This is a genomic window from Modestobacter sp. VKM Ac-2978 (assembly GCF_026968025.1).
Taxonomy (GTDB): domain Bacteria; phylum Actinomycetota; class Actinomycetes; order Mycobacteriales; family Geodermatophilaceae; genus Modestobacter.
Map to the genome: position 1 here is coordinate 1,424 of NZ_JAPVBP010000007.1, position 26,025 is coordinate 27,448.

Annotated in this window: 25 protein-coding genes; 17 read left to right on the forward strand and 8 right to left on the reverse strand. The window is 75.8% G+C overall.

The window, feature by feature from the left end; translation table 11 throughout:
- The first annotated feature begins 306 nt into the window (after window positions 1-306).
- Entirely contained in the window at window positions 307-1,344 is a 1,038-nt protein-coding gene (locus tag O2W53_RS16855; protein ID WP_269164213.1) for a tetratricopeptide repeat protein, read from the forward strand.
- A gap of 85 nt (window positions 1,345-1,429) precedes the next feature.
- A complete protein-coding gene (locus tag O2W53_RS16860; protein ID WP_269164214.1) occupies window positions 1,430-1,789 on the forward strand; it encodes a single-stranded DNA-binding protein in 360 nt (119 codons plus the stop codon).
- 35 nt (window positions 1,790-1,824) lie between these two features.
- On the opposite strand, the gene O2W53_RS16865 is transcribed toward O2W53_RS16860, so the two are convergent.
- Window positions 1,825-3,096 (reverse strand): DUF1015 domain-containing protein, encoded by a 1,272-nt coding sequence (locus tag O2W53_RS16865; protein ID WP_269164215.1) that lies wholly within the window; start codon window positions 3,094-3,096, stop codon window positions 1,825-1,827.
- Window positions 3,097-3,251: 155 nt separating this feature from the next.
- On the opposite strand from O2W53_RS16865, the gene O2W53_RS16870 reads away from it, so the two are divergent.
- On the forward strand, window positions 3,252-3,650 hold the full coding sequence (locus O2W53_RS16870; protein WP_269164216.1) for a tetratricopeptide repeat protein: 399 nt from the start codon (window positions 3,252-3,254) through the stop codon (window positions 3,648-3,650).
- Between the two features lie 36 nt (window positions 3,651-3,686).
- Complete coding sequence (locus tag O2W53_RS16875) at window positions 3,687-4,796, forward strand: HAD-IIA family hydrolase (RefSeq protein WP_269164217.1); 1,110 nt, start codon at window positions 3,687-3,689, stop codon at window positions 4,794-4,796.
- A 17-nt stretch (window positions 4,797-4,813) separates the two neighbouring features.
- Here the strand turns inward: O2W53_RS16875 and O2W53_RS16880 are convergent, their stop codons facing one another.
- The gene (locus tag O2W53_RS16880; RefSeq protein WP_036341266.1) at window positions 4,814-5,152 is read right to left on the reverse strand and encodes an alkyl sulfatase C-terminal domain-containing protein; all 339 of its coding nucleotides are present in this window, start codon (window positions 5,150-5,152) and stop codon (window positions 4,814-4,816) included.
- A gap of 266 nt (window positions 5,153-5,418) precedes the next feature.
- Between O2W53_RS16880 and O2W53_RS16885 the strand changes: the two genes are divergently transcribed.
- From O2W53_RS16885 to recN, 4 genes are read left to right on the forward strand one after another with little or no spacing between them, the layout of a single operon-like run.
- Window positions 5,419-5,640, forward strand: coding sequence for a hypothetical protein (locus O2W53_RS16885; RefSeq protein ID WP_269164218.1), 222 nt, complete (start codon window positions 5,419-5,421; stop codon window positions 5,638-5,640).
- Window positions 5,640-6,437 (forward strand): TlyA family RNA methyltransferase, encoded by a 798-nt coding sequence (locus O2W53_RS16890; protein WP_269164219.1) that lies wholly within the window; start codon window positions 5,640-5,642, stop codon window positions 6,435-6,437. The genes O2W53_RS16885 and O2W53_RS16890 overlap by 1 nt, the downstream gene beginning before the upstream one ends.
- Entirely contained in the window at window positions 6,434-7,504 is a 1,071-nt protein-coding gene (locus tag O2W53_RS16895; protein ID WP_269164220.1) for an NAD kinase, read from the forward strand. The genes O2W53_RS16890 and O2W53_RS16895 overlap by 4 nt, the downstream gene beginning before the upstream one ends.
- On the forward strand, window positions 7,479-9,275 hold the full coding sequence (gene recN / locus O2W53_RS16900; protein ID WP_269164221.1) for a DNA repair protein RecN: 1,797 nt from the start codon (window positions 7,479-7,481) through the stop codon (window positions 9,273-9,275). The genes O2W53_RS16895 and recN overlap by 26 nt, the downstream gene beginning before the upstream one ends.
- A 72-nt stretch (window positions 9,276-9,347) precedes the next feature.
- On the opposite strand, the gene O2W53_RS16905 is transcribed toward recN, so the two are convergent.
- Entirely contained in the window at window positions 9,348-10,328 is a 981-nt protein-coding gene (locus tag O2W53_RS16905) for a TetR/AcrR family transcriptional regulator (RefSeq protein WP_269164222.1), read from the reverse strand.
- 165 nt (window positions 10,329-10,493) lie between these two features.
- Here O2W53_RS16905 and steA point away from each other — a divergent pair, with 165 nt between their 5' ends.
- From steA to O2W53_RS16945, 8 genes are read left to right on the forward strand one after another with little or no spacing between them, the layout of a single operon-like run.
- Entirely contained in the window at window positions 10,494-11,678 is a 1,185-nt protein-coding gene (gene steA / locus O2W53_RS16910) for a putative cytokinetic ring protein SteA (RefSeq protein WP_269164223.1), read from the forward strand.
- Entirely contained in the window at window positions 11,675-12,628 is a 954-nt protein-coding gene (locus O2W53_RS16915; RefSeq protein ID WP_269164224.1) for a copper transporter, read from the forward strand. Before steA ends, O2W53_RS16915 begins: the two co-directional genes overlap by 4 nt.
- On the forward strand, window positions 12,625-13,464 hold the full coding sequence (locus O2W53_RS16920) for a hypothetical protein (protein ID WP_269164225.1): 840 nt from the start codon (window positions 12,625-12,627) through the stop codon (window positions 13,462-13,464). The genes O2W53_RS16915 and O2W53_RS16920 overlap by 4 nt, the downstream gene beginning before the upstream one ends.
- 46 nt (window positions 13,465-13,510) lie before the next feature.
- Window positions 13,511-15,139: a murein biosynthesis integral membrane protein MurJ gene (gene murJ, locus O2W53_RS16925; RefSeq protein WP_269164226.1), complete on the forward strand. Its 1,629-nt coding sequence runs from the start codon at window positions 13,511-13,513 to the stop codon at window positions 15,137-15,139.
- On the forward strand, window positions 15,136-16,284 hold the full coding sequence (locus O2W53_RS16930; protein WP_269164227.1) for a glycosyltransferase family 4 protein: 1,149 nt from the start codon (window positions 15,136-15,138) through the stop codon (window positions 16,282-16,284). The genes murJ and O2W53_RS16930 overlap by 4 nt, the downstream gene beginning before the upstream one ends.
- Entirely contained in the window at window positions 16,284-18,719 is a 2,436-nt protein-coding gene (locus O2W53_RS16935) for a hypothetical protein (protein WP_269164228.1), read from the forward strand. The genes O2W53_RS16930 and O2W53_RS16935 overlap by 1 nt, the downstream gene beginning before the upstream one ends.
- Window positions 18,694-20,415, forward strand: a complete 1,722-nt coding sequence (locus O2W53_RS16940) for a CTP synthase (protein WP_269164229.1) — start codon at window positions 18,694-18,696, stop codon at window positions 20,413-20,415. The genes O2W53_RS16935 and O2W53_RS16940 overlap by 26 nt, the downstream gene beginning before the upstream one ends.
- Entirely contained in the window at window positions 20,415-20,999 is a 585-nt protein-coding gene (locus O2W53_RS16945) for an NUDIX domain-containing protein (RefSeq protein ID WP_269164230.1), read from the forward strand. The genes O2W53_RS16940 and O2W53_RS16945 overlap by 1 nt, the downstream gene beginning before the upstream one ends.
- Before the next feature lie 35 nt (window positions 21,000-21,034).
- Here the strand turns inward: O2W53_RS16945 and O2W53_RS16950 are convergent, their stop codons facing one another.
- From O2W53_RS16950 to O2W53_RS16970, 5 genes are read right to left on the reverse strand one after another with little or no spacing between them, the layout of a single operon-like run.
- Entirely contained in the window at window positions 21,035-22,525 is a 1,491-nt protein-coding gene (locus tag O2W53_RS16950) for a sensor histidine kinase (protein WP_269164231.1), read from the reverse strand.
- A complete protein-coding gene (locus O2W53_RS16955) occupies window positions 22,522-23,232 on the reverse strand; it encodes a response regulator transcription factor (RefSeq protein ID WP_269164232.1) in 711 nt (236 codons plus the stop codon). Before O2W53_RS16955 ends, O2W53_RS16950 begins: the two co-directional genes overlap by 4 nt.
- On the reverse strand, window positions 23,229-23,534 hold the full coding sequence (locus O2W53_RS16960) for a hypothetical protein (RefSeq protein ID WP_269164233.1): 306 nt from the start codon (window positions 23,532-23,534) through the stop codon (window positions 23,229-23,231). The genes O2W53_RS16955 and O2W53_RS16960 overlap by 4 nt, the downstream gene beginning before the upstream one ends.
- Window positions 23,534-24,346, reverse strand: a complete 813-nt coding sequence (locus O2W53_RS16965; RefSeq protein ID WP_269164234.1) for an ABC transporter permease — start codon at window positions 24,344-24,346, stop codon at window positions 23,534-23,536. The genes O2W53_RS16960 and O2W53_RS16965 overlap by 1 nt, the downstream gene beginning before the upstream one ends.
- Window positions 24,343-25,257, reverse strand: a complete 915-nt coding sequence (locus O2W53_RS16970; RefSeq protein WP_269164235.1) for an ABC transporter ATP-binding protein — start codon at window positions 25,255-25,257, stop codon at window positions 24,343-24,345. Before O2W53_RS16970 ends, O2W53_RS16965 begins: the two co-directional genes overlap by 4 nt.
- A 212-nt stretch (window positions 25,258-25,469) precedes the next feature.
- Here O2W53_RS16970 and O2W53_RS16975 point away from each other — a divergent pair, with 212 nt between their 5' ends.
- Window positions 25,470-25,883, forward strand: a complete 414-nt coding sequence (locus O2W53_RS16975) for a GlcG/HbpS family heme-binding protein (RefSeq protein ID WP_269164236.1) — start codon at window positions 25,470-25,472, stop codon at window positions 25,881-25,883.
- Window positions 25,884-26,025: the final 142 nt, after the last annotated feature.

Genomic DNA, 26,025 nt, shown 5'->3' on the forward strand with positions numbered 1-26,025 from the left:
CAGGACCGTCGTCCCAGTGGTGACCGGCCTCAGGGTGCCGGTCGTCCGCAGGGTGACCGCCCGGCGTGGCAGGACCGTCGTCCCAGTGGTGACCGGCCTCAGGGTGCCGGTCGTCCGCAGGGTGACCGCCCGGCGTGGCAGGACCGCCGTCCCAGTGGTGACCGCCCGCAGGAACAAGGGCGTCCGCAGGGTGACCGGCCCGCGTGGCAGGACCGCCGTCCCAGTGGTGACCGGCCGCAGGGGCAGGAGCGTCCGCAGGGTGATCGTCCGGCGTGGCAGGACCGTCGCCCTGAGGGGGACACGGCCGTGCGTCGGGCGCCGGGCCCTGCGCTGCCGGAGTGGGTGGACCCGCGGGACCTCGACCAGTCGGTCCGCTCGGCACTGCGCGGCCTGGACTCCCGCAACGCCGACACCGTGGCTCGGCACCTCGTGGCCGCCGGCGGACTGCTCGACGACGAGCCGGAGTTGGCGCTCGAGCACGCCCGCGCAGCTCGGGACCGCGCGTCCCGCATCGCTGCCGTCCGCGAGGCCGTCGGCGTCGCGGCCTACCACGCAGGCGACTACGCCGAGGCAGCTCGCGAGCTGCGGGCCTACGCCCGGATGAGCGGTGACGACAGCTACCGCGCGGTGCTGGCGGACTGCGAGCGCGCCCTGGAACGGCCGGAGAACGCGTTGCGGCTGGTCCAGGAGGCGCTGGCCACCCAGCCCGGTGACGAGGAGCTCGTGGAACTGCGGCTCGTCGAGGCCGGGGCCCGACAGGACCTGGGCGAGACGGCAGCCGCTGCGCTGGTGCTCGAGGCTGCCCTCGGCGGACGTCCGACCCCCGCGACGCTGGGGAACCCGGACCTCGGCCAGCTCCGGCTCGCCACCGCGTACGCCGAGCTGCTCGACGCCCGCGGCGAGGAGGAACTGGCCGGTGAGTGGTTCGCCGCCATCGCCGCGGCCGACCCCGACGACCTCACCGGCGTTGCGGCCCTCTTCGCGGACGAGGACGAGGACGAGGCGGACGCGGACGCGGACGAGGACGAGGACGAGACGGTGGCCACCGACGGCTTGGCTGTCGACGTCGCGATCGCCGACGAGGGGGTCGTCGAGGACGAGCCTGTTGCCGAGGACGCTTCGGCGGAGGTCGCCGACGCAGATCGCCCGGGTGTCGGCACCGCCGAGATCGGCGGGGTCGAGTTCGCCGATGCCGACTTCGGGGACGTCTCGGCCGATGACATCGAGGCCGAGGTGGCCGAGCTCCTCGGCGAGACGCCGCCCCCCGTCGAGCGGGACCACACGCGCCTGTTCCAGGAGGCGCCCGGGAACGACGTCCCGGAGCAGGAGTCACCGACGGACTGACCTCCGTCGTCCACACCGGCCAGGTGCGTCCACAGACCGTGGGCACACCTGGCCGGTGTGCTGTCCGGGCAGCGAGGCTCGCGGCATGAGCCTTGCTGTCATCGACCGGAACGACGTCGTCCTGCGCGGCCGGCTGTCCGCCCCACCCGAGCTGCGCCCGTTGCCCAGTGGCGACACCTTGCTGGTCTTCAAGCTCGTCGTCCGCCGGGAGAGCCCCCGACCCCGGGGGCCGAAGTCCGACGTGATCACCTGCGTCAGCCTGTTGCCGGCGCTCCAGCGCTACGCGGCTGCCTGGACCCCGGACGACGTCGTGGAGGTGGAGGGGTCGCTGCAGCGCCGGTTCTGGCGGACCCCGACCGGCACGGCGGTCGCCTACGAGGTCACCTGCCGGCGCGGCCGCAAGGTCTCCCGGGGAGCGCCCCGGGCGTCGGCCGAGCCGGCGTGAGCGGCCCCGGATCGACGATCCGGGCCGTCCGCCGGTCAGTGCCCGTGCGGACGCAGCACCAGACCGGTGCGGGGCTTGGGCACGAAGAGGGTCGACTTGCGCGGCATCCGCGCCCCCGCCCGGGCGACCGCCGCCACATCGGCCGGCGAGGGGGAACGCAGCAGCAGGGCCACGCCGGCCCGGTCCGCAGCCAGCCGCAGCGCCTCCTCGACGTCGTGGGCGACCAGCACCGAGGAGGGGTCGTCCGGGCGCCCCCACAGACCGGTCAGCAGCGCGGCATGGGCGAGGACGACGTCCAGCCGCCGCCAGGCCGTGGGCGCCTCGGCCGGCACGGCTGCCCGCATCGCCGGGGACGGCTCGGACAGCTCTGCGACCCGACTGCCGTCGGTGAGCAGGAACGTCCCGTCCGCTCCGGTCTCCAGCCAGTCGGCGATCACCGGCCGGACGGCGCTGCCGGGCTGCGCGAGGTCACGGACCGCGAACCCGGCAGCCGCCGACTCCACCGCGGTCGACATCGACAGGTCGGGCACCACGCGGTGGATCGCCCGGACCCGGAGCCCGCCGGCCCCCATCGGCGTGACCAGCGCCAGCACGCTGCCCTGGCCGGCCCGGCCCCGCTGGTGGTCGCGGGCGGCCGCGAAGCGGTGGTGCCCGTCGGCGATCACCGCCGCCGTCCCGGCCAGGGCGCGGGTCAGCTGGTCCAACAGCTCCGGGTCGGTGACCCGCCACAGGCGATGGACCACCCCGTCGGGGTCGGCGACCTCCAGGGTGGGCGGGACGTCCCCGGTCTGCCGGGTGAGAGCCGCCACCTCCGGGTCGGGGTCGTGCGCGAGGACGATCGGCTCCAGGTCGGTGTCCGTCGCGGCCAGCAGGGCGGCGCGTCCGGCGACGGCCGGGGGAAAGGTGTCCTCGTGCGGGAGCACGGCCACCGAACCAGCGGCCGGCAGCGTCACCGCCCCCAGCCAACCGACCGTAGGAACGGCTCCCGGCGCGGCCATCTCATACCGCCACAGCGCGGGCACCTCGTCGTGGACCAGCACGTCCTCGGCCAGCCAGGCACGCAGCGTCTCGCCGGCGACAGCGGCAGACCGCTGGTCGCGTTCGGCGCGGGTGATCTCCCGCCCCGGCAACGGCTCGACGCCGGGCAGGATCAGGCGGACGACGTTGTGCGGATCGGCGGCGGCCAGACGGTCCCGCCCCGCCGGGTTCACGAGGTCGTAGGCCGGTGAGCTCACCCGTGCCAGGTGGTCGCCGTCGTGCTCGCGGTAGGTCAGGGCGCGGAACGGCCGGACGTCGAGGCCCGTCACGTCAGCGGGCGGGGCGTCCGCCGACGTCGAGGGCAGGAGGTCGTCGAGGGCACGGGTCGATCGTAGGAGTGCCCCCGCCGGGGGCCGGGAGCGGTGCCTGCCGGCACCGGCGGCGCGTGGAGCACCCGAGAGGGTGCGGAGGAGGAGCTGCGGTGGTGGACCCGGGACAGCCGGACGGCGGCGTCTACGACTGGTACCAGCGAGGGCTCGACCTGCTGGGCGACGGCAACCCCGATGCTGCCGCGACCCTGCTCGACCGCGCACTGGCCGCCGAACCCGGTTCACGCAGCGTGCGGGAGGCCCTGGCCCGGGCCCAGTACGACGCCGGCCGGTACCGCGAGGCGATCGAGTCCTTCGGCGCGCTGATCGCGGTCGACCCCGCCGACGACTACGCCCAGTTCGGGCTCGGGCTGGCCGCCAGCCGGGCCGGGGAGCTCGAGCTCGCCGCCGAACACCTCGCGCTGGCCGTGGCGATGCGTCCCGACCAGGGCCATTACGCCCGGGCATTGCGCGGCGTCCGGGCCCGGCGGGGGCTGGCGACGGAGCTGCCCTGAGGCCCGGCCCGCACGGCCCTGCGACAGGATGACGAGGTGAGCTCCGACGCTGGGTCCAGCCCTCGCCCGACCGACGCCCGTCCGCCGCTGGCCGCCGGCACCGACACACCGCCCACCCGCGCCTACGACGTGGCCCTGCTCGACCTCGACGGCGTGGTCTACGTCGGCCCTGCTGCCGTCCCCGGGGTCCCCGCGGCCCTGCAGGCCGCCCGGGACGAGGGCATGCGGCTCGGCTTCGTCACCAACAACGCCGCCCGGACGCCGGAGCAGGTGGCCGCGCACCTGACCGAGCTCGGCATCCCGGCCGCACCCGACGACGTGATCACCAGCTCGCAGGCCGCCGCCTCGGTCGTGGCCGGGCTGGTCGGGCCGGGCGCGCGGGTCCTGCCGGTCGGTGGCCCCGGCGTCGCGGCCGCCCTGTCGGCGGCGGGTCTGACGGTGGTCGACCGGGCCGAGGAGGAGCCGGCCGCCGTCGTCCAGGGCTACGGCCCGCAGGTGGGCTGGGCGCAGCTGGCCGAGGCAGTGGTGGCCGTGCGGGCCGGCGCCCGGCACGTCGCCACGAACACCGACGCGACGATCCCGTCGCCCCGCGGCGTGCTGCCCGGCAACGGTGCGCTGGTCGGCGTGGTCAGCACGGTCACCGGGCAGCAGCCGCTGGTCACCGGCAAGCCCGACCCAGCCATGCACGCCGAGTGCGTCCGCCGGACCGGCGCGCACCGGCCGCTGGTGGTCGGCGACCGGCTCGACACCGACATCGAGGGCGCCCGTCGGGCCGACGCGGCCAGCCTGCTGGTGTTCTCCGGGGTGGCCACCCCGGCCGACCTGCTCGCCGCAGGCCCGGTGCACCGGCCGGACCTGCTCTCCGCCGACGCTGCCGGGCTGCTGGTCGCGCACCCGGCAGTGACCCCGGTCGAGGCCGAGGGGACCTGGCGGTGTGGCGGCTGGGAGGCCGCCGCCGACGGGGAGCAGGTGACGTTGCGCGCGGTCGGGCCGGAGCGGGAGGGGGCCGACGGGCTGGACGGGTTGCGCGCGCTCGCCGTCGCGCACTGGTCGCGGCATCCCGCGGAGGGACGGCCGGCGGTGCTGCGGCCCGGGGACGACGCGGCTGCCGAGGTGCTGGCCGGCTGGGCCCTGACCGCCGGGTGACGGTCCGGGCCGGCGGGTCAGAGGAGCGAACGCAGCCGCAGCATGTCGCGGAGGCCCGCTTCGAGCTTGATCCGGCCCGACGCCCACGCGGGCGCGAAGGACAGCTGCCCCGACGTCAGGGCCAGCAGGTCGTCGCTGGTCATCGTCAGCCGGATGTCGGCCTTGGGCACCGCCGGCCCGTCCGGCAGCGCGGTCATGTCGTGCACCGAGCCGCGGGCCAGCCGGCCGGCGACCACCTGGTCGAGGTCGGTCAGCCGGCAGGAGACGCTGCGGTCCAGGTCCCGTGCCGCCTCCTTGGCGGCCAGCTTGCCCACGAAGTCGTCCAGGGCGGTCATGCACTCGTCCAGCGTCGCCACGTCGTGGTGCCTCCTCCAGCCGGTGACCGGGCTCGTCCCGGCCGGGCGGTCGCAGCGGGACGCTACCGGCGGGGAGGACGACCCGACGCGGGCGGTCCGGCGCGCGGCCCGGTGCCGTCGCCGAGGGCGGGTCCACCGGCTGCTCCGGTGCGCCGTCGCCGGTCGGTGGCGGCCGGTAGCCTGCCAGGTGGTCGCCGGGTCCCCGGTGACCGGCGAGCCGGCAGCTGCCGGCTCGCCGGCGTTGACCGCGTGTGGAGGAGGAGCCCGTGAGCGTGCCCGGCCAGCCCCGCCCGGTCCCGCACCCCCCAGGCGGCGCCCGGCCCGCTCCGGCGGGCACCGACGCAGCGACCACGCAGGAGTCCACGGCGCGTCCCGCGGCGTCCCCGTTCGCCGACCTGGCCGGTCGGCCGGTGGCCGAGCACGTCGCGGTCTTCGAGGCCGAGCACCAGCGGCTGCAGCGCGAACTGTCCACCATCGACCAGCTCTGATGGCCCGCCGCAGCCGGCTCGATGCCGAGCTCGTGCGCCGCGGGCTGGCCCGCTCCCGTGAGGACGCCGTCGCGCTCATCGCCGAGGGCCGGGTCACCGTCGGTGGGCAGGCCGCCACCAAGCCGGCCACCGGCGTGGAGGCGGGCACGCCCGTCGTCGTCCGCACCGACCCCGACCAGCCCCGGTGGGTCTCCCGCGGCGCGCACAAGCTGATCGGCGCCCTGGACGCCTTCGGAGTGCCCGTCGAGGGCCGGCGGGCGCTGGACGCCGGCGCCTCCACCGGCGGCTTCACGGAGGTGCTGCTGCGCCGTGGCGCCCGGGAGGTCGTCGCCGTCGACGTCGGCTACGGCGAGCTCGCCTGGTCGCTGCGCACCGACGAGCGGGTCGCCGTGCACGAGCGGACCAACGTCCGCGAGCTGACACCGGAGGCGATCGGCGGCGCCACCGACCTGGTCGTGGCCGACCTCTCCTTCATCTCCCTGCGCCTGGTGCTGCCGGCCCTCACCGGCTGCGCCGGACCCGACGCCGACCTGCTGCCGATGGTGAAGCCGCAGTTCGAGGTCGGCCGGGACCGGCTCGGCTCGGGTGGGGTCGTCCGCGACCCCGCCCACCGCGCCGACTCCGTCGCCACCGTCGCGGCGGCCGCCGCCGAGCTCGGCTGGGGCACCGCCGGGGTGGTGGCCAGCCCGTTGCCCGGTCCGGCGGGCAACGTGGAGTTCTTCCTCTGGCTCCGCCGCGACGCGCCCCCACCGGACCAGGCCGACATCGACCGAGCAGTTCAGGAAGGACCACAGTGACCGAGCACCAGCCAGGCGCACCGGCGGGCGCCGCCGACGAGGACCGTCCGGCTCAACGGCGGGTGCTGCTGGCCGTGCACACCGGGCGCGCCGACATCGTCGGGCTCGCCCGCTCCGCCGCCGCCCGGCTCGCCGAGGCCGGCATCGTGGTCCGGCTGCTGGACGACGAGGCCGAGGCGATGGCCGTCCCCGGCGCGGAGGTCTGCCCCTTCGGCCCCGGAGCGGCGGAGGGCGTGGAGATCGTGCTGGTCTTCGGGGGCGACGGCACCTTCCTGCGGGCCGCCGAGATGGCGCGCAGCACCGATGCGGCGATCACCGGCGTCAACCTCGGCCGGGTGGGCTTCCTGGCCGAGACCGAGCCCGAGGCGGTCGAGGAGATGATCGCCGCGGTGCAGCGCTGCGAGTACGACGTGGAGGAGCGGCTCACCCTGGAGGCCACCGTGCTGGACGCCGAGGGCCGGCCGACCGGTGAGGGCACCTGGGCGCTCAACGAGATCTCGGTGGAGAAGGTCGAGCGGGCCCGGGTGCTCGACGTCGTCCTGGAGGTCGACGGACACCCGCTGACCAGCTTCGGCTGCGACGGCGTCCTGTGCGCCACGCCCACCGGGTCCACCGCCTACGCCTTCTCCGCCGGTGGCCCGGTCGTGTGGCCCGACGTCGAGGCTCTGCTCCTGGTGCCGACCAACGCACACGCCCTGTTCGCCCGGCCACTGGTCACCTCACCGACCTCCGTGCTGACCATCGCCGTCCCGCCGGACGGCACCCGGGCCCGTGTGTCGGCCGACGGCCGCCGGGTCGTCGACGTGCCCGACGGTGGCCGGGTCGAGGTCCGGCGCTCCGAGCGGCCGGTCCGCATCGCCCGGATGAACCCGACCGCGTTCGGCGACCGGCTGGTCGCCAAGTTCGGGCTGCCGGTCCGGGGCTTCCGGGACGCCCGCTCCCACGGGCCCGGCCACGAGGCGCCCGTCGGGCGCACCAACGTGCTGACCGGGGACGTCAACACCAGCGACGGCGTCCTGCGGACCGCAGAGGAGGTGGGCGGTGGCCACCCGGACAGCAAGGCGTGAGCGGCCGGCTCCGCAGCCGGAGCCCGCGCAGGCGCCGAACGGCGCGCTGTCGGAGCTGCACATCCACGGTCTGGGCTCCATCGACGACGTCACCCTGGAGTTCGGCCGCGGCCTGACCGTGGTCACCGGGGAGACCGGTGCCGGCAAGACGATGGTGGTGACCGGCCTGAGCCTGCTCTTCGGCGGGCGGGCGGACCAGGGCCGGGTCCGAGCGGGGGTGCGGGCCGGCGTCGAGGGCCGGCTGGTGCTGCCGCCGGACTCCCCGGTGTGGGCCCGCGCCGCCGACGCCGGCGCGGAGCCCGACGAGGACGGCAGCCTGATCCTGGCCCGCACGTTCAGCGCCGAGGGGCGCTCCCGGGCCCACCTGGGCGGCCGCAGCGTGCCCGTCGGCGTGGTCGCCGAGCTGGCCGAGGACGTGCTCGCGGTGCACGGGCAGACCGACCAGCAGCGGCTGACCCGCCCCGCGGAGCAGCGGCGCGCCCTGGACCGGTACGCGGGCACCGAGCACCTGGCGCTCGTCGAGGAGCACCGCGCCGCCCACGCGGTCTGGCGCCGGCTGGCCGAGGACCTGGACCGCCGTCGCGGCCAGGCCCGGGAGCTCGCCCAGGCCGCCGACGTGCTGCGGCACGGCCTGGAGGAGATCGCCGCGGTGGCGCCCGAGCCGGGCGAGGACGTCGACCTCGACACCCTGGCCAAGCGGCTGGGGGACGCCGACGCGCTGCGCTCCGTCGCCGACACCGCCCGGCTGGCGCTCGTCGGGGACGTCACCGGCGACCTCGGCGGGGACGGCGACCTCCCGCAGGACGCCACCAGCGCACTGGCCACGGCCGAGCGGGCGCTGGCCGGTTCCGACGACCCCACCCTGGTCCTGCTCGCCCAGGACCTCGCCGACGCGGTGGCCGTGGTCTCCGACGTCGGTGTGCAGCTGGCCAGCTACGTCGCCGACCTGGACGCCGACCCGGCGCGGCTGGCCGAGGTGCTCGACCGCCGGGCGGCGCTGACCGCGCTGGTCCGCAAGTACGCCGACGCGGGGGAGGGGCTGGCCGGGGTGCTGGCCTGGTCCGCCGACGCAGCCGACCGGCTGTCCCAGCTCGACGTCTCCGACGAGGCGCTGGCGACGCTGGAGACCGAACGGGACGCCGCCCGTACCGAACTGGCCGCGCTGTCCGCCCGGGTGACCGCCGGCCGCCAGGCCGCGGCGGAGGGCTTCGCCGCCGAGGTGGGGGGCGAGCTGGCCGGCCTGGCGATGAAGAACGCGCAGGTGTCCTTCCGGATCGACACCGACGTCGAACAGCCCGGCCCGGACGGCGCCGACGAGGTCGTCCTGCTGCTGTCACCGCACCCGGGGGCACCGGCGCGGCCGGTGCACAAGGGCGCCTCCGGCGGTGAGCTGTCCCGGGTGATGCTGGCCATCGAGGTGGTGTTCGCCGGCGCCGACCCGGTGCCGGTGATGGTCTTCGACGAGGTCGACGCCGGGGTGGGCGGTCAGGCGGCCGGGGAGATCGGCCGGCGGCTGGCCCGGCTCGCCCGTGAGCACCAGGTCGTCGTGGTCACCCACCTGGCCCAGGTCGCCGCCTTCGCCGACACGCACCTGGTGGTGGACAAGTCGCCGGACACCGCCCTGGGCGTCACCGCCACCGACATCCGGGCGGTGCGGGACGAGGACCGGGTGCGGGAGCTGGCCCGGATGCTGTCCGGCCTGGCCGACAGCGACACCGGCCAGGCCCACGCCCGGGAACTCCTCGCCGTCGCCGCCGAACGAGGCCGCTGACCCCCGGCCCTCGGCCCCCTCGCAGGGCCCCGCCGCGAGCGCGCGAGCGGTGGGGGGCGAGGGGGTCCTCTTTCAGGGGCGCTTGGCGTACCCGGCCAGGCCGAACTGCAGCAGCGCGAGGCCGCGGCGGCCGCGGGCGCGCAGCTCGGTCACCAGCTCGGGGCCGGACGCGCCGGCCAGCACCCGGTCCCGAGCCGCTTCCAGCAGTGCCGAGTACAGCCCCAGGACGGCGTTGGCGGCCAGCCACGGCTCCAGGTCCCCGGCGGCGGCCCGCGTCTCCAGGGTGATCTGCTCGGCGAGGGTGTCGGTCAGCGCGCCGAGGATCTCCCGTTCCCGGGCCTGCAGCGTCCGGCTGCCGCGGATGATCCGGGCCATCTCGGCGACGCCCTCGGCCGCCGCGGGGGAGCCCAGCTGGCTCACCGCGGCGACGACGAAGCCACCGGCCGCAGCGGCGGCCGACTCCCCGGCCGGGCGACGGCGGACGGCGTCCAGCAGCGCCGCGCGCATGGGCGGGTCGGCCTCGAAGACCAGCCCCTCCTTGACCGGGAAGTGGTTGAAGACGGTCTTCTCCACGACACCGGCGCGCTGGGCGATCTCGATCACGCTGACGTGGTCGAAGCCCCGTTCGGCGAACAGCTCGGCCGCCGCGTCGACGATGGCCTCCCGGGTGCGCAGGCGCCGCTGCTCGCGCAGGTTGGGGCCGCGCCGTTCCCGGCGACGAGCCCGTCGGCCGGGGCCGGCCGCGTCCGCCGGCTCGGCGGCGCTCGCCGGCTGGGGGTCGCTCCCGGCCGGGCCGGCGACGTCCTCCACCGGCTCGGCCGGCAGCCGTGCGGTCGTGTTCGGCGCCACCGCTGCCGGAGGCGCCGTGGGGGCGGGCACCGGTGGTCGGGACGGCAACGGCACCACCCGGGCGGACGGCGGTTCCGCGGCCCCGGGCGGGGCGCTCGCCGGGTCGCCGGCGACGGTGCTGGTGGGCTCGACGTCCGGCGCGGCGGCGTCGTCGGCGAGCAGGTCGGTCGCTGTACTCCGGCGCGCGGAGGCCCCTGCAGTCACAGCAGTCACGCTAGTGACGGGCCGGTCCCGTCCCCGGGCAGCGACACCCGGTCGTCGGCACGGCGAGTCGACCGAAACCCGGTGTCGCTCACTGAACGTGAGCAGTCGGCTGCGCTCGCGCGTCGGGAGGGAGGGGTCCGACCGGCCCGTGGGAGCATCGAACCCATGCGCATCGGCACCCTGCGGCGCGGACGGTCGTCCGACACGGCTCCCGGCGTGACCGGCACCGTCCGCGTCGACCGGCGGACCAAGAACCTGACCAAGCGGCTCCGGCCGGGCGAGATCGCCGTGCTCGACCACCTCGACATCGACCGGGTGAGCGCCGACTCGCTGGTGGCGGGCAAGGTCGCCGCCGTCGTCAACGCCTCGCCGAGCATCTCCGGCCGGTACCCCAACCTCGGCCCCGGGATCCTGGTCGAGGCGGGCATCCCGCTGGTCGACGGAGTGGGCAAGGAGGTCCTCGCCCAGCTCAAGGAGGGCACCGAGGTCCGGCTGGAGGGCAACCGGCTCTACGCCGGTGACACGGTCGTGGCCGAGGGCGTCGAGCAGACGCCGGAGACCATCGCGGTGGCGATGGCCGAGGCCCGTGCCGGGCTGTCGGACCAGTTGGAGGCCTTCGCCGCCAACACCATGGAGTACATGAAGCGCGAACGCGCGCTGCTGCTCGACGGGGTGGGCGTCCCCGACGTCACCACCCGGATCGAGGGCCGGCACGTGCTGGTCGTCGTCCGGGGCTACGACTACAAGGAGGACCTGCAGGCCCTCCGCCCCTACATCCGGGACTACCGCCCGGTGCTCATCGGCGTGGACGGCGGCGCCGACGCGCTCAAGGAGGCCGGCTACCAGCCGGACATGATCATCGGCGACATGGACTCGGTCAGCGACTCCGTGCTCCGCTGCGGCGCCGAGGTGGTCGTGCACGCCTACCCCGACGGCCGGGCTCCTGGTCTGCAGCGGGTCACCGACCTCGGGGTCGAGGCCATCACCTTCCCGGCCGCGGCCACCAGTGAGGACATCGCCATGCTGCTGGCCGACGAGAAGGGCGCGACGCTGATCGTCGCCGTCGGCACCCACGCCACGCTGGTGGAGTTCCTGGACAAGGGCCGTGGCGGCATGGCCTCGACCTTCCTCACCCGGCTGCGGCTGGGCGGGAAGCTCGTCGACGCCAAGGGGGTCAGCCGGCTGTACCGCAGCCGGATCTCCACCCTGGCGCTCGTCCTGCTCGTGCTGGCCGCCCTGCTGTCGATCACCGCCGCGCTCGCCGTGTCCACCGCCGGCCGCGTCTATCTCGACCTGCTCATCGACCAATGGGACAGCTTCGTGTTCTGGTTGGAGAACCTCTTCTCGTGATCGACTTCCGTTACCACCTGGTCTCCCTGATCGCGGTCTTCCTGGCCGTGGCCCTGGGGATCGTCATCGGCACCACGCAGCTGAACGGACCGGTGCTGACGAACCTGCAGAGCCAGGTGACCGCCCTCCAGGAGGACAAGCGGCTGCTGGAGGACGAGACCCGGCAGCTGCAGACCACGCTGGACCAGGTCGGCAGCTTCGAGGAGGCCGTGGGCCCCGCCCTGGTCGCCGACACCCTCGCCGGGCGCAGCGTGCTGCTCGTCGTCGGCAGCGAGGACGTGCCGGCCGAGACGGTCGAGGGGATCACCGCGCTGCTGGCCGACGCGGGGGCCACCGTCACCGGCGCCCTCCGGCTCCCCGCGGGGTTCGGTGACCCGGCCAACGAGTCGGGCCTGCGCAGCTACCTGACCGGCCCCGGGCTGCCGCCCGGCATCACCCCGGCGGAGACCGAGGACACCGGTGAGCTCCTGGCCGACGTGCTGGCCGACGTGCTCGTCGTCCCCGGAGCCGACAGCGAGGAGGCCGGCGTCGTGCCCGACGCTGCGGCCACCGCCTCGGTGCTGGCCGGGCTGGAGGAGCTCGAGGTGCTCAGCCGGGACACGGCCTCGGTGGCCCCGGCCGACTTCGCCGTGCTGCTGACCGCGGGCACCGCCTCCGGTGACGACGCCGAGGAGCGCACCACCGCCCTGGTCCAGCTGGCCACCGCGCTGGACGCCCGGGGCTCCGGCGCCGTCATCGCCGGTGACCTCGCCTCCGTGGAGGACGGCGGTCTGGTCGGTGCGGTCCGCGCGGACCGGCCGGTCTCCGACGGCCTGTCCACGATCGACAACGCGGACACCCCGGCCGGCCAGATCAGCACCGTGCTCGCGCTGGTCGCCGAGGCCACGGACACCTCGGGCCAGTACGGGGTCGGGGAGGGCACCACCCCGGTGCCCACGCCCGTCCCGTGAGCAGCTCGCGTGGGCGCGCCGCGCTGGCCGCGGGGGCCGCAGGGGCCGCGCTGGCCGGACTGGCCGGTGCCGATGCGCTGACCGCCCGACCGGCGGGGGCGCCCTGGCGGCGGACCAACTACGCCGGGCGCCCGGTGACCCTGCTGGGTGGCCCGGTGCTGGCCGCCGCGGCGACCGGATCGGCGGTGCTCGGCGCTCCGGCGGGCCAGCGGGCCGCGGCCGCCGTCGTCGGTGCCGTCGCCGGTGCGGTCGGTGGCTACGACGACCTGGCGGGCGCCCGGCCGGAGCAGGCCCGGGACAAGGGCCTGGCCGGTCACCTGGCCGCACTGCGGGCGGGGCGGGTGTCGGCCGGCGCGGTGAAGGTCGCCGGGATCGGTGCCGCCGCTGCGGTCGCCGCCGTGCTGACCCGCCGCGGCAGCGGGGTGTCGGCCGTCGTCGACGGCGTCCTGACGACCGGCCTGGTCGCCGGGACGGCGAACCTGGTCAACCTGCTCGACCTGCGTCCTGGCCGGGCTGCGAAGGCCGCCGTGCTGCTGTCCGCGGCGACCGTGGGCGGCCCTGCCGGTGGGCTGGTCGCCGGCCCGCTCGGCGCGGGCCTGGCGGTGTTGCCCGCGGACCTCGGCGAGCGCGTGATGCTCGGCGACTGCGGGGCCAACGCCGTCGGCGCGCTGCTCGGCCTGCGGCTGGCCGCGCTGCCGGGCCGCGGCTCCCGGGCCGGCCTGCTCGGTGTGGTCACCGCACTCACCCTGGCCAGCGAGAAGATCAGCTTCACCCGGGTCATCGAGTCGACCCCCGGCCTGCGGGAGCTCGACCGGCTCGGCCGCCGCCGGGCGTGACCGCCGTGCGGCATCCCGGACGACGTCCTCCCGGGCGGGTCCGGCGATGACGAGCACCGCCCGCCGCCGGGTCGTGCAGGGCGCGGCCGGGGCGGCGCTGCTGATCTCGGTGCTCACCCTGCTGGCCCGGCTGGCCGGGTTCGGGCGCACCGTCGTCTTCACCAACGCCGTCGGCGCCGACAGCACCGCGGACACCTACGTCGCGGCCAACAACGTGCCGAACATCGTCTTCGAGGTGGTTGCCGGCGGCGCGCTGGCCAGCCTCGTCGTCCCGATGCTCGCCGGCGGGATCGCGGCCGGGGACCGGGAGCAGGTGCGCCGCACCGCCGGCGCGCTGCTGGGCTGGGCGCTGCTGGTACTGGTGCCGCTGGCCGCACTGCTCGCCCTCTTCGCCCGGCCGATCGCCGGTGCGCTGCTCGGGGACGACGCGGCCGAGGTCGAGCTGGCCGCCCGCTTCCTGCTCGTCTTCGCCCCGCAGGTGGTGCTCTACGGCATCGCAGTGGTGCTGACCGGAGTGCTCCAGGCGCACCGCCGCTTCGCCGGGCCCGCGCTGGCGCCGCTGCTGTCCACCCTGGTGGTCGCCTCCGCCTACCTGCTGTTCGCCGGCCTCGACGGCAGCCGCACGGTGGGCGGGCTGTCCACCACCGCCGAGCTGGTGCTCGGGGTGGGCACGACGCTGGGCGTCCTCGCGCTCGCGGCGTCCCTGCTGGTGCCGCTGCGCGGGTTGCGGCTGGGGCTGCGGCCCTCGCTCCGCTTCCCCGTGGGGGCGGCGCCCCGGGTGCGCCGGCTCGCGCTGGCCGGGGTGCTCACCCTCGCCGGCCAGCAGCTGGTCGCCCTGGTGGCGATCCGGCTCGCGGCCGATGCGCCCGACGGCACCCAGGTCGCCTACTTCGCCGGGATGACCGTCTTCCTGCTGCCCTGGGCCGCGCTCGCCGTGCCGCTGGCCACCTCGGTCTACCCGGGGCTCACCGAACGGGCCGCGGTCGGTGACGAGGAGGGGTACCGACAGGCGCTGGCGCCGGCCGTCGTCCTCACCGTGGTGAGCAGTGCGGTGGCGGCGGCTGGCCTGGTCGCGGTCTCCGGTCCGATGGCCCGGGTGTTCCTGGCCGCCCCGGAGAACGCCGGCGCTGCGGCAGCGCTCCAGTCGACGATCGCCGCCTTCGCCCCCGGCCTGGTGGGCTACGGGCTGGTCGCGCTGCTCTCCCGGGCCCTGTACGCCCGGGGGTCCTGGCGCTCGCCGACGGTCTGCGTGGTCGGTGGCTGGCTGGTGGCCGTCGCCGCGGACCTGGTGCTGGCCGCCGTGCTGGCCCCGGCCGACCGTGCGTTCGCGCTGGGCGCCGGGCACAGCATCGGGGTCACCGTGGCCGGCATCGCGCTGCTGGTCGTGGTGGCCCGGGAGGCCGGCGCGGGCGCGCTGGCCGGCGTGGCCCGCACCGGTGGGCCGGCGCTGCTGGCCGGCGGGCTCGCGGGTGCGGCCGGACTGCTCACCGCCCGGGCACTGGGCGCCGACCCGGTGCCCGGGGACGGCGTGCTCCCCGCGATCGGCATCGGGCTGGCGGCCGGTGGGGTCGTGCTGGTCGTCGCCGCGGCGGTCATGATGGGGACCTCGCGGCGGCCGTTGACCGCGGCCGTGCAGGGCCTGCGGGGGGCCGACGCACCAGGAGGGGACCGATGAGCGAACAGCCTCTCCTGACCGGACGCCGGATCGCGGAGGTGCTGGCCACCAGCACCGGCGGCGTCGGCACCCACCTGCGCTCGGTGCTGTCCGCGCTGGCCCGCTCGGGCGCGGCCGTGCGGGTCTGCGGCCCGCAGGCCACCGAGGAGCTGTTCGGCTTCACCGCCACCGGCGCCGACTTCCGTCCGGTGGGCATCTCCGCAGGTCTCGACCCGGTGGCCGACCTGCGCGCCGTCCACGCCCTGCGCCGGGCCACCGCAGAGGCGGACCTGGTGCACGCCCACGGGCTGCGGGCCGGGCTGGTCGCCGCGGCGGCCCGTGCCCTGGCCGGGCAGCGTCGTCGGCCGCTGGTGCTCACCCTGCACAACGCACTGCCCGAGGGCGGCGGTCTCCGCCGCCGGGTGCTGCAGGCCGCCGAGCGGGCGACGATCCGCGGCGCCGACGTGGTGCTGGCCGCGTCCGGCGACCTCGCCGACAACGCCCGCCGGCTCGGCGCCCGGGACGTGCGGGTCGCCCCGGTCTCCGCGCCGCCGTTGGGGCCCGCCCGGCGGGACCGGCGCGAGGTGCGGCGCGAGCTCGGGCTCGACGACGACCGCCGGCCACTGGTCGTCGCCATCGGCCGGCTGCACCCGCAGAAGGGGTACGACTCGCTGCTGGACGCCGTCAGCCGGTGGTCGGCGGACCCGCGGCTGCGCCCGGCACCGCTGGTGGCCATCGCCGGGGACGGTCCGCTGTCCGACGAGCTGTCCCGGCGCATCGCCGCCGAAGGGCTGCCGGTGACACTGCTCGGGCGGCGCACCGACGTCGCCGACCTGCTCGGCGCCGCGGACGCGTGCGTGCTGCCCTCGATCTGGGAGGCGCGCTCGCTGACCGCCCAGGAGGCGCTGCGGGCCGGGACGCCGCTGGTCGCCACGGCCGTGGGCGGGATCCCCGAGCTGGTCGGGGACGCCGCCGAGCTGGTGCCCGTCGGCGATGCCGCGGCCCTGGCCGAGACCGTCGCCCGGGTGCTCACCGACCCCGCCGAGATCGCCCGGCTGGGGGCCGCCGGACCACGTCAGGCGGCCACCTGGCCCGACGAGGCGGCGACCGCGGCCGCTCTGGTCGACCTCTACCGGGAGCTGCTCGGACCCCCCGGGGAGCGGTGATGAGCGGACCGGGCGCCCTCCTGCGCCTGTTCTCGGCCTCGCTGGTCCTGCTCGCCCTGCTCGGCGGGCTGCTCGCGGGCACCACCGGCCCGGCGGCGGCCGCCACCGCCGAGGGACCGTGGTCGGCCACCCGGGTGGTGGACGTCGGCGTCGCCGGGCTGACCTGGTCGGACCTGGACCCCGAGCGCACCCCCGAGCTGTGGGCGCTGGCCGAGGAGTCGGCCATCGGTGCGCTGTCGGTGCGGGCCGCCCGACCCACCACCTGCCTGCTGGACGGCTGGGCCACCCTGGGCGCGGGCAACCGGGCCCGCTACCCGGGCCCGGTCGAGCCGGTCCCCCCGGTGCCGGTGCCCAGCGTCCCGCTCCCGGAGGACGACGCGGTCGCGAACGGCGCCGGAGCCGACGAGGGCCCGGCCGCGGTCCAGGCGGACACCCGGCTGTCCTGGTGTGGGCTGGAGGAACAGGTCGCCGACGTCGGCCTCGCCGAGCCGCAGCAGACCGTCGCGCGGGTGGCCGCCGACGAGGCCACCGCCCGGTTCGGCGCCGAGCCCGGCGCCCTCGGCGAGGCGGTGGACTGCAGCACGGTGGTCGGCCGCGCCGGCTCGCTGGCGGTGGCGGGGGAGACCGGTGAGTTCAGCGTCCGCGACCGGCTGCCGACCGACCCGGCCGAGGCCGCCGCGCTGCTGGCGGAGTGTCCGCTCACCGTCGTCTCGCTGGACCAGCTCACCGACGCCGGCGCACCGGCCATCGAGGAGACCGACACCGGCACCCAGCCCTCCCGCCGGGAGTCGGCCCTGGCGGTCATCGACCAGACCGTCGGCCGGCTGCGCGACGCGGTGGCCGAGCTGCCCGGGGACACGCTGTTCCTGCTGCAGGGGGTCTCGGAGGTCAACGGCGGCCGGCCGCAGCTGCACGTGGGGCTGGCCAACGGGCCGGGGGTGGCGCCGGGCTGGCTGACCAGCGCGAGCACCGGCCGGGCGCCCTTCGTCCAGCTGATCGACGTCGCGCCCACGGTCCTGCAGGCACTGGGCCTGGACCGGGTCGCCTCGATGAACGGGCAGCCGTTCCGGGTGGCCGGCGACCGGCCCGACCTGGCGACCGCGGTCGCCGAGCTGGAGCAGGTCAACACCCGCGCGGTCGTGCACTACCGAAGCACCGGCACCACCTTCTGGCTGCTGGTGCTGCTCAACGGCGCGCTGGTCGTGCTGGGGCTGCTCGGCCTGGGCGGCTGGGCCACCGGTTGGTTCCCCGGCCGGGCCCGGGGCCACGGGCGGGTGCGGACCTGGCTGCAGCAGCGCACCCCGGGACGGCGCCGGACGGCGGCGCTGCGGGTCGCCGCGCTCGCCGTCGCCGCCGTCCCGGTGTCGACCTACCTGGCCAACCTGGTGCCCTGGGAGCTCAGCTCGGCCCCGCGGCCGGCACTGGCCGGCTCGGTGCTCGGCTGCACCGTCGCGGTGACCGCGGTCGCCGCGCTGGGGCCGTGGCGGCGGGCCCGGCTGGGGCCGGCGGTCGCCGTCCTGGTCATCACCCTGGGGACCCTGGTGGGCGATGTGCTCACCGGCTCCCACCTCGAGCTCGACGGCCTGCTGGGCTACGACGCCATCGTCGCCGGCCGGTTCACCGGGTACGGCAACCTGAGCTTCGGGCTGCTGGCGGTCAGCTCCCTGCTGCTCACCGCCGCAGCGGCTGCCGCGGTGGCCCGCCGGGCGGGCACACCCGGTCGTCGGCACTGGCTCCTGCCGGTGCTGGGAGCCGGGGTGGGCACCGTGGTCGTGATCGGTGCACCGTCGCTGGGCCGGGACTTCGGGGGAGTGCTGGCCGCCGTCCCCGGGTTCCTGGTGCTCGGGATGCTGCTGGGCCACATCCGGGTCACGGTGGTCCGGCTGGTGGCGGTGCTCGCCGTCGCCGTGCTGGCCGTCGGCTCCGTCGCGGTGCTCGACTGGCTCGGCCCGGCCGACGAGCGCAGCCACCTGGGCCGCTTCGTCGGGCAGCTGCTGGACGGCGAGGCCTGGACCGTGGTGAGCCGGAAGGCCCAGGCCAACCTCAACATCCTGCTGGGCAGCCCGCTGGCCTGGATGCTGCTGGTCGCCCTGGTCGCCGCGGTGTGGCTGCTGCGCCCCGGCGGGCTGCTGCGCACCCGCCCGGGTCACCCCGCCGCGGGGCTGCCCGCCGCCGACCTGCGGGTGCTGCGGGCCGGGCTCGTGGCGGTCGCGCTGAGCCTGACCCTGGGCGCACTGGTCAACGACAGCGGCGTCGCCCTCCCGGCGACCGCCGCCACCCTCCTGGTGCCCCTGCTGGTGTGGCTGGTCGCCAGTGCACCGGGCGGCGACGGGGCCGCCCCGCCGCTCCCGGGTCGGGCGCCGGGAGCGGCGACGGGGGCCCCGGGAGCCCGTGTTAACGTGGGCGTCCGTGGGTCGACTGGCAGAACCTCGTGACCGCGGACCTCTTCTCCCCAACTCCCAGCCGACGAAGTTCGTCTTCGTCACCGGCGGCGTCGTGTCGTCACTGGGCAAGGGACTGACAGCAAGTTCTCTGGGGGCGTTGCTCTCCAGCCGTGGCCTGCGGGTCACGATGCAGAAGCTGGACCCGTACCTCAACGTGGACCCGGGGACGATGAACCCCTTCCAGCACGGCGAGGTGTTCGTCACCGAGGACGGCGCCGAGACCGACCTGGACATCGGGCACTACGAGCGGTTCCTGGACACCGACCTCACCGGCCGGGCCAACGTGACCACCGGCCAGGTGTACTCCGACGTGATCGCCAAGGAGCGGCGCGGGGAGTACCTGGGCGACACGGTGCAGGTGATCCCGCACATCACCAACGAGATCAAGTCGCGCATCATGGCCGTGGCAGAGGGCCCGGAGCGGGTCGACGTGGTCATCACCGAGGTCGGCGGCACGGTCGGTGACATCGAGTCCCTGCCGTTCCTGGAGGCCGCCCGTCAGGTGCGGCACGAGATCGGCCGGGACAACTGCTTCTTCCTGCACATCTCGCTGATCCCCTACATCGCCCCCTCCGGTGAGCTGAAGACCAAGCCCACCCAGCACTCGGTCGCCCAGCTGCGCAGCATCGGCATCCAGCCCGACGCGCTGGTCTGCCGGTCGGACCGGGAGATCTCCGAGGGCATCAAGCGCAAGATCGGCCTGATGTGCGACGTGGACGCCGAGGGGGTCACCTCCTGCCCGGACGCCCCGTCGATCTACGACATCCCCAAGGTGCTGCACCGCGAGGGGCTGGACGCCTACGTCGTCCGCCGGCTGGGCCTGCCCTTCCGGGACGTCGACTGGACCGTGTGGGGCGACCTGCTGGACCGGGTGCACGACCCGAAGCAGACGGTCACCGTGGCGCTGGTCGGCAAGTACATCGACCTGCCCGACGCCTACCTCTCGGTCACCGAGGCGTTGCGGGCCGGTGGCTTCGCCCACCGCTCGCGGGTGCAGATCCGCTGGGTGCCCTCCGACGACTGCGCGACCCCCGAGGGCGCCGCGGCCGCGCTGGCCGGGGTGGACGGCGTCTGCGTTCCCGGTGGGTTCGGGGTGCGCGGCATCGAGGGCAAGCTCGGCGCGATCCAGCACGCCCGGGTCAACGGCATCCCCACCCTGGGGCTGTGCCTGGGCCTGCAGTGCATGGTCATCGAGGTGGCCCGGGACCTGGCCGGCATCGAGGGCGCGAACTCCACCGAGTTCGACCCGGAGACCCCCGACCCGGTCATCTCCACCATGGCCACCCAGCTCGACGTGGTGGCCGGCCGGGGCGACATGGGCGGCACCATGCGGCTGGGCAGCTACCCGGCCGCGCTGCAGAAGGGCTCGGTCGTCGCGGCCGCCTACGGCGCCACCGAGGTCACCGAGCGGCACCGGCACCGGTACGAGGTGGCCAACGCCTACCGCGACCGGCTGACCGAGGCCGGGCTGGTCTTCTCCGGCACCTCGCCCGACGGCACCCTGGTCGAGTTCGCCGAGCTGCCCGCCGACGTCCACCCGTTCTTCGTCGGCACCCAAGCGCACCCGGAGCTGAAGAGCCGGCCCACCCGGCCGCACCCGCTGTTCGCCGCCTTCGTGCAGGCCGCCGCCGGCTACCAGGACGCCGCCCGGCTGCCGGTGCCCGAGGGCGAGCAGGTCGGCATCTGATGGCCCACTCCTACGACGTGGTGGCCTCCGAGGAGCTCTACGCCGGCCGGATCATCTCGCTGCGCAAGGACACCGTGGCGATGCCCGGCGGCGGCGAGAGCGGGCGCGAGGTCGTGCACCACCCCGGCGCGGTCGGCATCGTCGCCCTGGACGACCAGGACCGGGTGGTGATGCTGCGCCAGTACCGGCATCCCGTCGGGGAGCACCTGTGGGAGGTGCCGGCCGGGCTGCTCGACGTCGACGGCGAGGCGCCCGTGGACGCCGCCCGCCGGGAGCTGGCCGAGGAGGTGCAGCTGTCGGCGGAGCGCTGGTCGCTGCTCACCACCCACCACCCCTCGCCGGGGTTCTGCGACGAGCTCGTGCTGTTGTACCTGGCCGAGGGGCTGAGCGACGTTGCCCGCCCCGACGGGTTCGTGGTCGAGCACGAGGAGCTGGACATGACCGTGCAGCGGGTGCCGCTGGCCGAGGCCGTCCAGTGGGTGTTCGAGGGGACGATCCGCAACTCGCTCGCCGCGATCGGGGTGCTGGCCGCCGCCCAGCTGCGGGCCACCTCGCCGCAGCTCCGTCCGCTCGACGCGGTCTGACCTGCCGGCGCTGGGTCCCACCGCGACGGCGGGGCTCAGCGCTGGTCCAGCACCGGCAGCGTGAGCCGGAAGCGGGCGCCGGCGCCGGGGGCGGTCCGCAGCTCGACGTCGCCGTCGTGTGCCCGGGCGAGCGACCGGGCGATGGCCAGCCCGAGGCCCGCGCTGGCGCCGCCGGACCGGCTGCGCGAGCGGTCGGCCCGGTAGAAGCGGTCGAACACCCGCTCCGCCTGCTCCGCGGTCATCCCCGGGCCCTGGTCCAGCACGTCGAGCACGGCGCGGCCGGCGACCGTGCCCACGCCGATCCGGACGGGCGTGCCCGGCGGGGTGTGCGCGGCGGCGTTGCCCACCAGGTTGGTGACGACCTGCCGGAGCTGCGCCTCGTCGGCGTGCACCGACGCGGCCGCGGGTGGGCCGCTGCCGTCCGGGCCGGCGAGCTCCACGGGACGGGTCGGGTCGAGCGCACGCAGGTCGAGCCGGGCGTCGTTGGCGAGGGTGCGCAGGTCCATCGGGGCCCGGTCGAGCTGGCCCTCGGGCATCTCGTCGAGCTGGGCGAGCAGCAGCAGGTCCTGGGTCAGCGCGGTGAGCCGGGTGGCCTCTCGGGCGATGCGGTGCATCGCCTGGTCGACGTCCGCCCGTTCGGGCAGGGCCCTCATCCGGTAGAGCTCCGTCGTGCCGGTGATGCCGAAGAGCGGGGTGCGCAGCTCGTGGCTGACGTCCCAGACGAAGGAGCGCATCCGGGTCTCCGACGCGGACCGGTCGGCGAAGGCCTGCTCCAGCTGCCCGAGCATGGTGTTCAGCGACTCCCCGAGGTGCCCGATCTCGGTGCTGGACGGTGCCAGTCCGGGCACGCGCTGGGTCAGGTCCCCGGCGGCGATCGCTGCTGCCGTGGACTCGATGCGCCGCAGCGGTCGCAGCCCCCGGCCGAGGGCGAACCAGCCGACCGCGGTCAGCAGGACCAGCAGCACGGCCCCGCTGACGACGCTGGCGGTCCGCAACCGGGCGATGGTGGCGTCGAGCTCGGCGAGCGGTGCGGCGGCGACCACCGTCCCGGGCCAGCCGCTGGCCGGCCGGGCGACGGCCCGCCAGCGTCCCGAGCCGTCCGCGGCGGGCAGGTCGACGGCCGAGCCGTCAGTGGGCACCGTGCCGAGCCGGTCGGTCGTCGGCAGCGAGGCGTCGTCCAGCCGGGTGGAGTGCAGGTCGCCCAGCACCGTGCCGTCCGCGGCCAGGTGGACCAGGTAGGGCGTGCCGACCAGCTCCAGGGCGGCGTCCAGCAGGTCGGGGCGGGGAGTGGTGCCCTCGACCGCCCGCGGATCGGAGGGCACCGCCTGGGCCACCAGATCGCTGAAGGAGCGCAGCTGGCCGTCCAGCCGGTCCAGCTGGTAACGCTGCAGCTCGTCGGAGACGAGGGCGCCGACGAGGCTCAGGCCGGCCAGCAGCAGGCCCGCGGTGAGCAGGAGCAACCGGGCCCGCAGCGAGAACCGGCCCAGCGAGAACCGGCCCAGCGTGGCCCGGCGCAGCAGCCTCACCGGCGGGGCTCTCGGATCACGTAGCCCACGCCGTGCACGGTCTGGATGAGCTTCGGCTCCTCGACGTCGACCTTGCGCCGCAGGTCGGAGATGTAGGTGTCGACGATGCTGGCGTCACCGCCGAAGTCGTAGTGCCAGACCCGGTCCAGGATCTGCGTCTTGGACACCACCCGTCCGGCGTTCTCCATCAGGTAGCGCAGCAGCCGGAACTCGGTGGGGGAGACCCGGACCGGCTGCCCGGCCCGGGTCACCTGGTGTCCGTCTGCGTCCAGCGCCAGCGTGCCGACCGTCAGCACGTCGGTGTGGTGGCCTCTGGTACGTCGGAGGACCGCCCGGATCCGGGAGATCAGCTCCTCCAGGTCGAAGGGCTTCGTCACGTAGTCGTCGGCACCGAGCGAGAGCCCGGTGACCTTGTCGGCCTGCCGGTCCCGGGCGGTGAGGAAGAGGACCGGTACCGGCCCGCTGCGGCCCTCGGTGCGCTGCTCGCGCAGCCGCCGGACCACCTCGAAGCCGTCCATGTCGGGCAGCATCACGTCGAGCAGCACCAGGTCCGGTGGCTCCTCCGCGCCGGCGGCGACCGCCGCTGTCCCGGTCGCGGCGGAGGCCACCTCGAACCCGGCGAACCGCAGCGCCGCGGAGAGCAGCTCCCGGACGGTGTCGTCGTCGTCCACCACCAGCAGCCGCTCGGTACCCGTTCCGGACGTCATCGCCGCACCTGGTCCCCGCACGCCGGCCAGCGTAGGGACCACCGGCCCCCGAACCGGTCGACGAGCAGCCGCCCGAGGAACCCCGCCGCGGCGCCGCCTGCGAGCCCCACCGCCAGCGCGACGACGGCCGCCGCCAGCGAGGTGAGCCCACCGGTCGGGCCGGCACCGAGCAGCACCAGCCCGGTCACCGTGGTGCCCGTCATGGCGAGCAGGGCGGCGACCGTCGCGGTCAGCCCCGCGGCCACTTCCCGGCGGGTGCCCGCCGGGAGCGAGCCGCGGAGCCGCATCGTGGGGACCGGCATCATACGTCGCGGCGCCGGAAGACGACGAACGCACCGACCAGCACGGCCAGGACGCCGAGGAACATCCCGCCCAGGTTCAGCCAGGGGTGCGGCTGGTCGGGGACCGGCACCGTCGCCATGACCGCAGCTGCGCCCTGGCTCGGCCAGAAGTCGACCAGGCCCTGCAGCCACGAGGGGAAGAGCGCCGCCATGGCGGGGACCAGGAAGATGATCCCGACCAGGGTGGCCAGTGCCCCGGCCGTGGCCCGCAGGATCGTGCCGAGGCCGACGGCGAGCAGCGCGATCGCGGCGAGGTAGAGCCCGCCACCGACGACGGCGGAGAGCACCCCGGGGTCGCCGATCGATGCGTTGGGCACGTCCTGCCCACCGATGACCAGCTGCCCCAGGAAGAAGATGGCGAACATCAGCAGCTGGCCGGCCACCACGGCGACGGCGGTGGACACCACCAGCTTGCCCGCCAGCAGCCGGCTGCGGTTGGGGGTGGCCGCGAGGGTCGTCTGGATCAGCCCCGTCGCGTACTCCGAGGTGACGACGAGGATGCCGAGCACCCCGATGATCAGCTGGGCGATGAGGTACGAGGTCAGACTGAGGTTGGTCGGGTCCCACGCCTCGCCGTCGGCGGTGGCGCCCGCGTACACCTCCGCGGCGGAGCCCGTGGCCAGCCAGGTGATGCCGAGCCCGACCACGACGAGGCCGGCCAGCGTGTACCAGGTCGAGCGCAGGCTGCGGAGCTTGATCCACTCCGCGCGGACGGTGTGCGCGAAGGACGGGTGTCGGGTGGGGGCTGCCGCGTCGGCCGTGGGGGCGGTCATGCCGGCGCCCCCTGGTACTCGACGCTCTCCCGGGTCAGCTCCATGAAGGCGTCCTCCAGCGAGGCGACCTGGGGGGTGAGCTCGCTGAGCGGAGTGCCGTGACGGGCGGCGAGCCGGCCGATCTCCGCGCCGGAGAGACCGGTGACGACCAGCGAGGACTCCAGCCCCTCGCGGACGGTGCCCCCGGCCTGGGTCAGCCACCGGGAGAAGGCCCCGGCCTCGGGGGTGCGGACCAGGACGGTGCCCTCGCTGGTCGAGCGCATCAGGTCGCCGATGCCCATGTCGGCGATGAGCCGCCCCCGGCCGATGACCACCAGGTGGTCGGCGGTCTGCGCCATCTCGCTCATCAGGTGGCTGGAGACCAGGACGGTGCGGCCCTCGCGGGCCAGGGAGCGCATGAAGTCCCGGATCCACCGGATGCCCTCGGGGTCGAGCCCGTTCACCGGCTCGTCGAACAGCAGCACCCGCGGGTCGCCGAGCAACGTGGCCGCGATGCCGAGTCGCTGGCGCATGCCGAGGGAGAACCCGCCGGTGCGCTTGCCGGCCGCACCGTCCATCCCGGTCCGGGCGAGCACGTCGTCGACTCGCCTCCGGGGGAGACCGTTGCTCACCGCGAGGGCCAGCAGGTGGTCGTACGCCGTCCGGCTGGGGTGCACGGCGCCGGCGTCGAGCAGCGCGCCGACCTCGGTCAGTGGCACCGGGAGGTCGCGGTAGCGACGGCCGCCGACGGTGACCGACCCACGAGTGGGCGCGGCCAGCCCGACGATGATCTTCAGCGTCGTGGACTTGCCGGCGCCGTTCGGGCCGAGGAAACCGGTCACCTGCCCCGGCTCCACGGTGAACGACAGGTCGTCCACCACGGTCTGCGCGCCGTACCGCTTGGTCAGCCCCTGCACCTGGATCGTCGTCATGGCCGGGAGCGTGGTGGACCGCGCTGACCGGGGCCTGGGAGGTCCTGGGAGGGTTCTGAGAGCCCGGCCGGCGGGGTGGGCGCCGCGTACCCGGCGGCCGCCGCGATCGCGGCCCGTTCACAGGACACCCGAAGGCCGTGCGGTGCCCGGCCCGTCGCCGTCCGGACCTCGCCGGCTTGCCGACGGGACCCGGTGGGGGCGAAGGTGGCCCGGTGCTGACACATGACCAGGCCCTGTCCTTGCTCCAGGCCGCGCGGGAGGAGTCGACGAAGCTCGGCGTCCCGATGTCCTTCGCCGTGATGGACCCCAGCGGCCACCTCGTCGCGCTCATCCGGATGGACGGCGCGCCGTGGATCTCCGCCGACGTCGCTCAGGGCAAGGCGTGGACGGCGGCCGCCTACGGCGGCCCCAGCGCGGCCCAGAAGGCGAAGATGGAGCCGATGCCGAACTTCGCCTCGGCGATCACCACGATGACCGGCGGCAAGTTCACCCCGCAGACCGGCGCCGTGCCGGTGTACTCCGACGGCACGCTGCTCGGCGCGCTGGGCGGCAGTGGCGGCACCGGCCAGCAGGACGAGGACGTCTGCGCCGCCGCCGTCGCGGCCCGCGGCTACACCGTCAGCTGACGCCGGGAGCATCGCAGGGAGCGCCAGCGACCGAGGAGCGGACCGAGAAGGCTCCGTCAGCTGACGCCGGGAGCATCGCAGGGAGCGCCAGCGACCGAGGAGCGGACCGAGAAGGCTCCGTCAGCTGACGCCGGGAGCATCG

Excerpts from the sequence above, each read along its gene's own strand:
- O2W53_RS16860 (WP_269164214.1), top strand. The coding sequence starts at position 1,430 with ATGAGCCTTGCTGTCATCGACCGGAACGACGTCGTCCTGCGCGGCCGG.
- O2W53_RS16945 (WP_269164230.1), top strand. The coding sequence starts at position 20,415 with ATGGCCCACTCCTACGACGTGGTGGCCTCCGAGGAGCTCTACGCCGGC.
- O2W53_RS16955 (WP_269164232.1), bottom strand. The coding sequence starts at position 23,232 with ATGACGTCCGGAACGGGTACCGAGCGGCTGCTGGTGGTGGACGACGAC.
- O2W53_RS16890 (WP_269164219.1), top strand. The coding sequence starts at position 5,640 with ATGGCCCGCCGCAGCCGGCTCGATGCCGAGCTCGTGCGCCGCGGGCTG.
- O2W53_RS16960 (WP_269164233.1), bottom strand. The coding sequence starts at position 23,534 with ATGCCGGTCCCCACGATGCGGCTCCGCGGCTCGCTCCCGGCGGGCACC.
- murJ (WP_269164226.1), top strand. The coding sequence starts at position 13,511 with ATGACGAGCACCGCCCGCCGCCGGGTCGTGCAGGGCGCGGCCGGGGCG.
- steA (WP_269164223.1), top strand. The coding sequence starts at position 10,494 with ATGCGCATCGGCACCCTGCGGCGCGGACGGTCGTCCGACACGGCTCCC.
- O2W53_RS16970 (WP_269164235.1), bottom strand. The coding sequence starts at position 25,257 with ATGACGACGATCCAGGTGCAGGGGCTGACCAAGCGGTACGGCGCGCAG.
- O2W53_RS16930 (WP_269164227.1), top strand. The coding sequence starts at position 15,136 with ATGAGCGAACAGCCTCTCCTGACCGGACGCCGGATCGCGGAGGTGCTG.
- O2W53_RS16965 (WP_269164234.1), bottom strand. The coding sequence starts at position 24,346 with ATGACCGCCCCCACGGCCGACGCGGCAGCCCCCACCCGACACCCGTCC.
- O2W53_RS16935 (WP_269164228.1), top strand. The coding sequence starts at position 16,284 with ATGAGCGGACCGGGCGCCCTCCTGCGCCTGTTCTCGGCCTCGCTGGTC.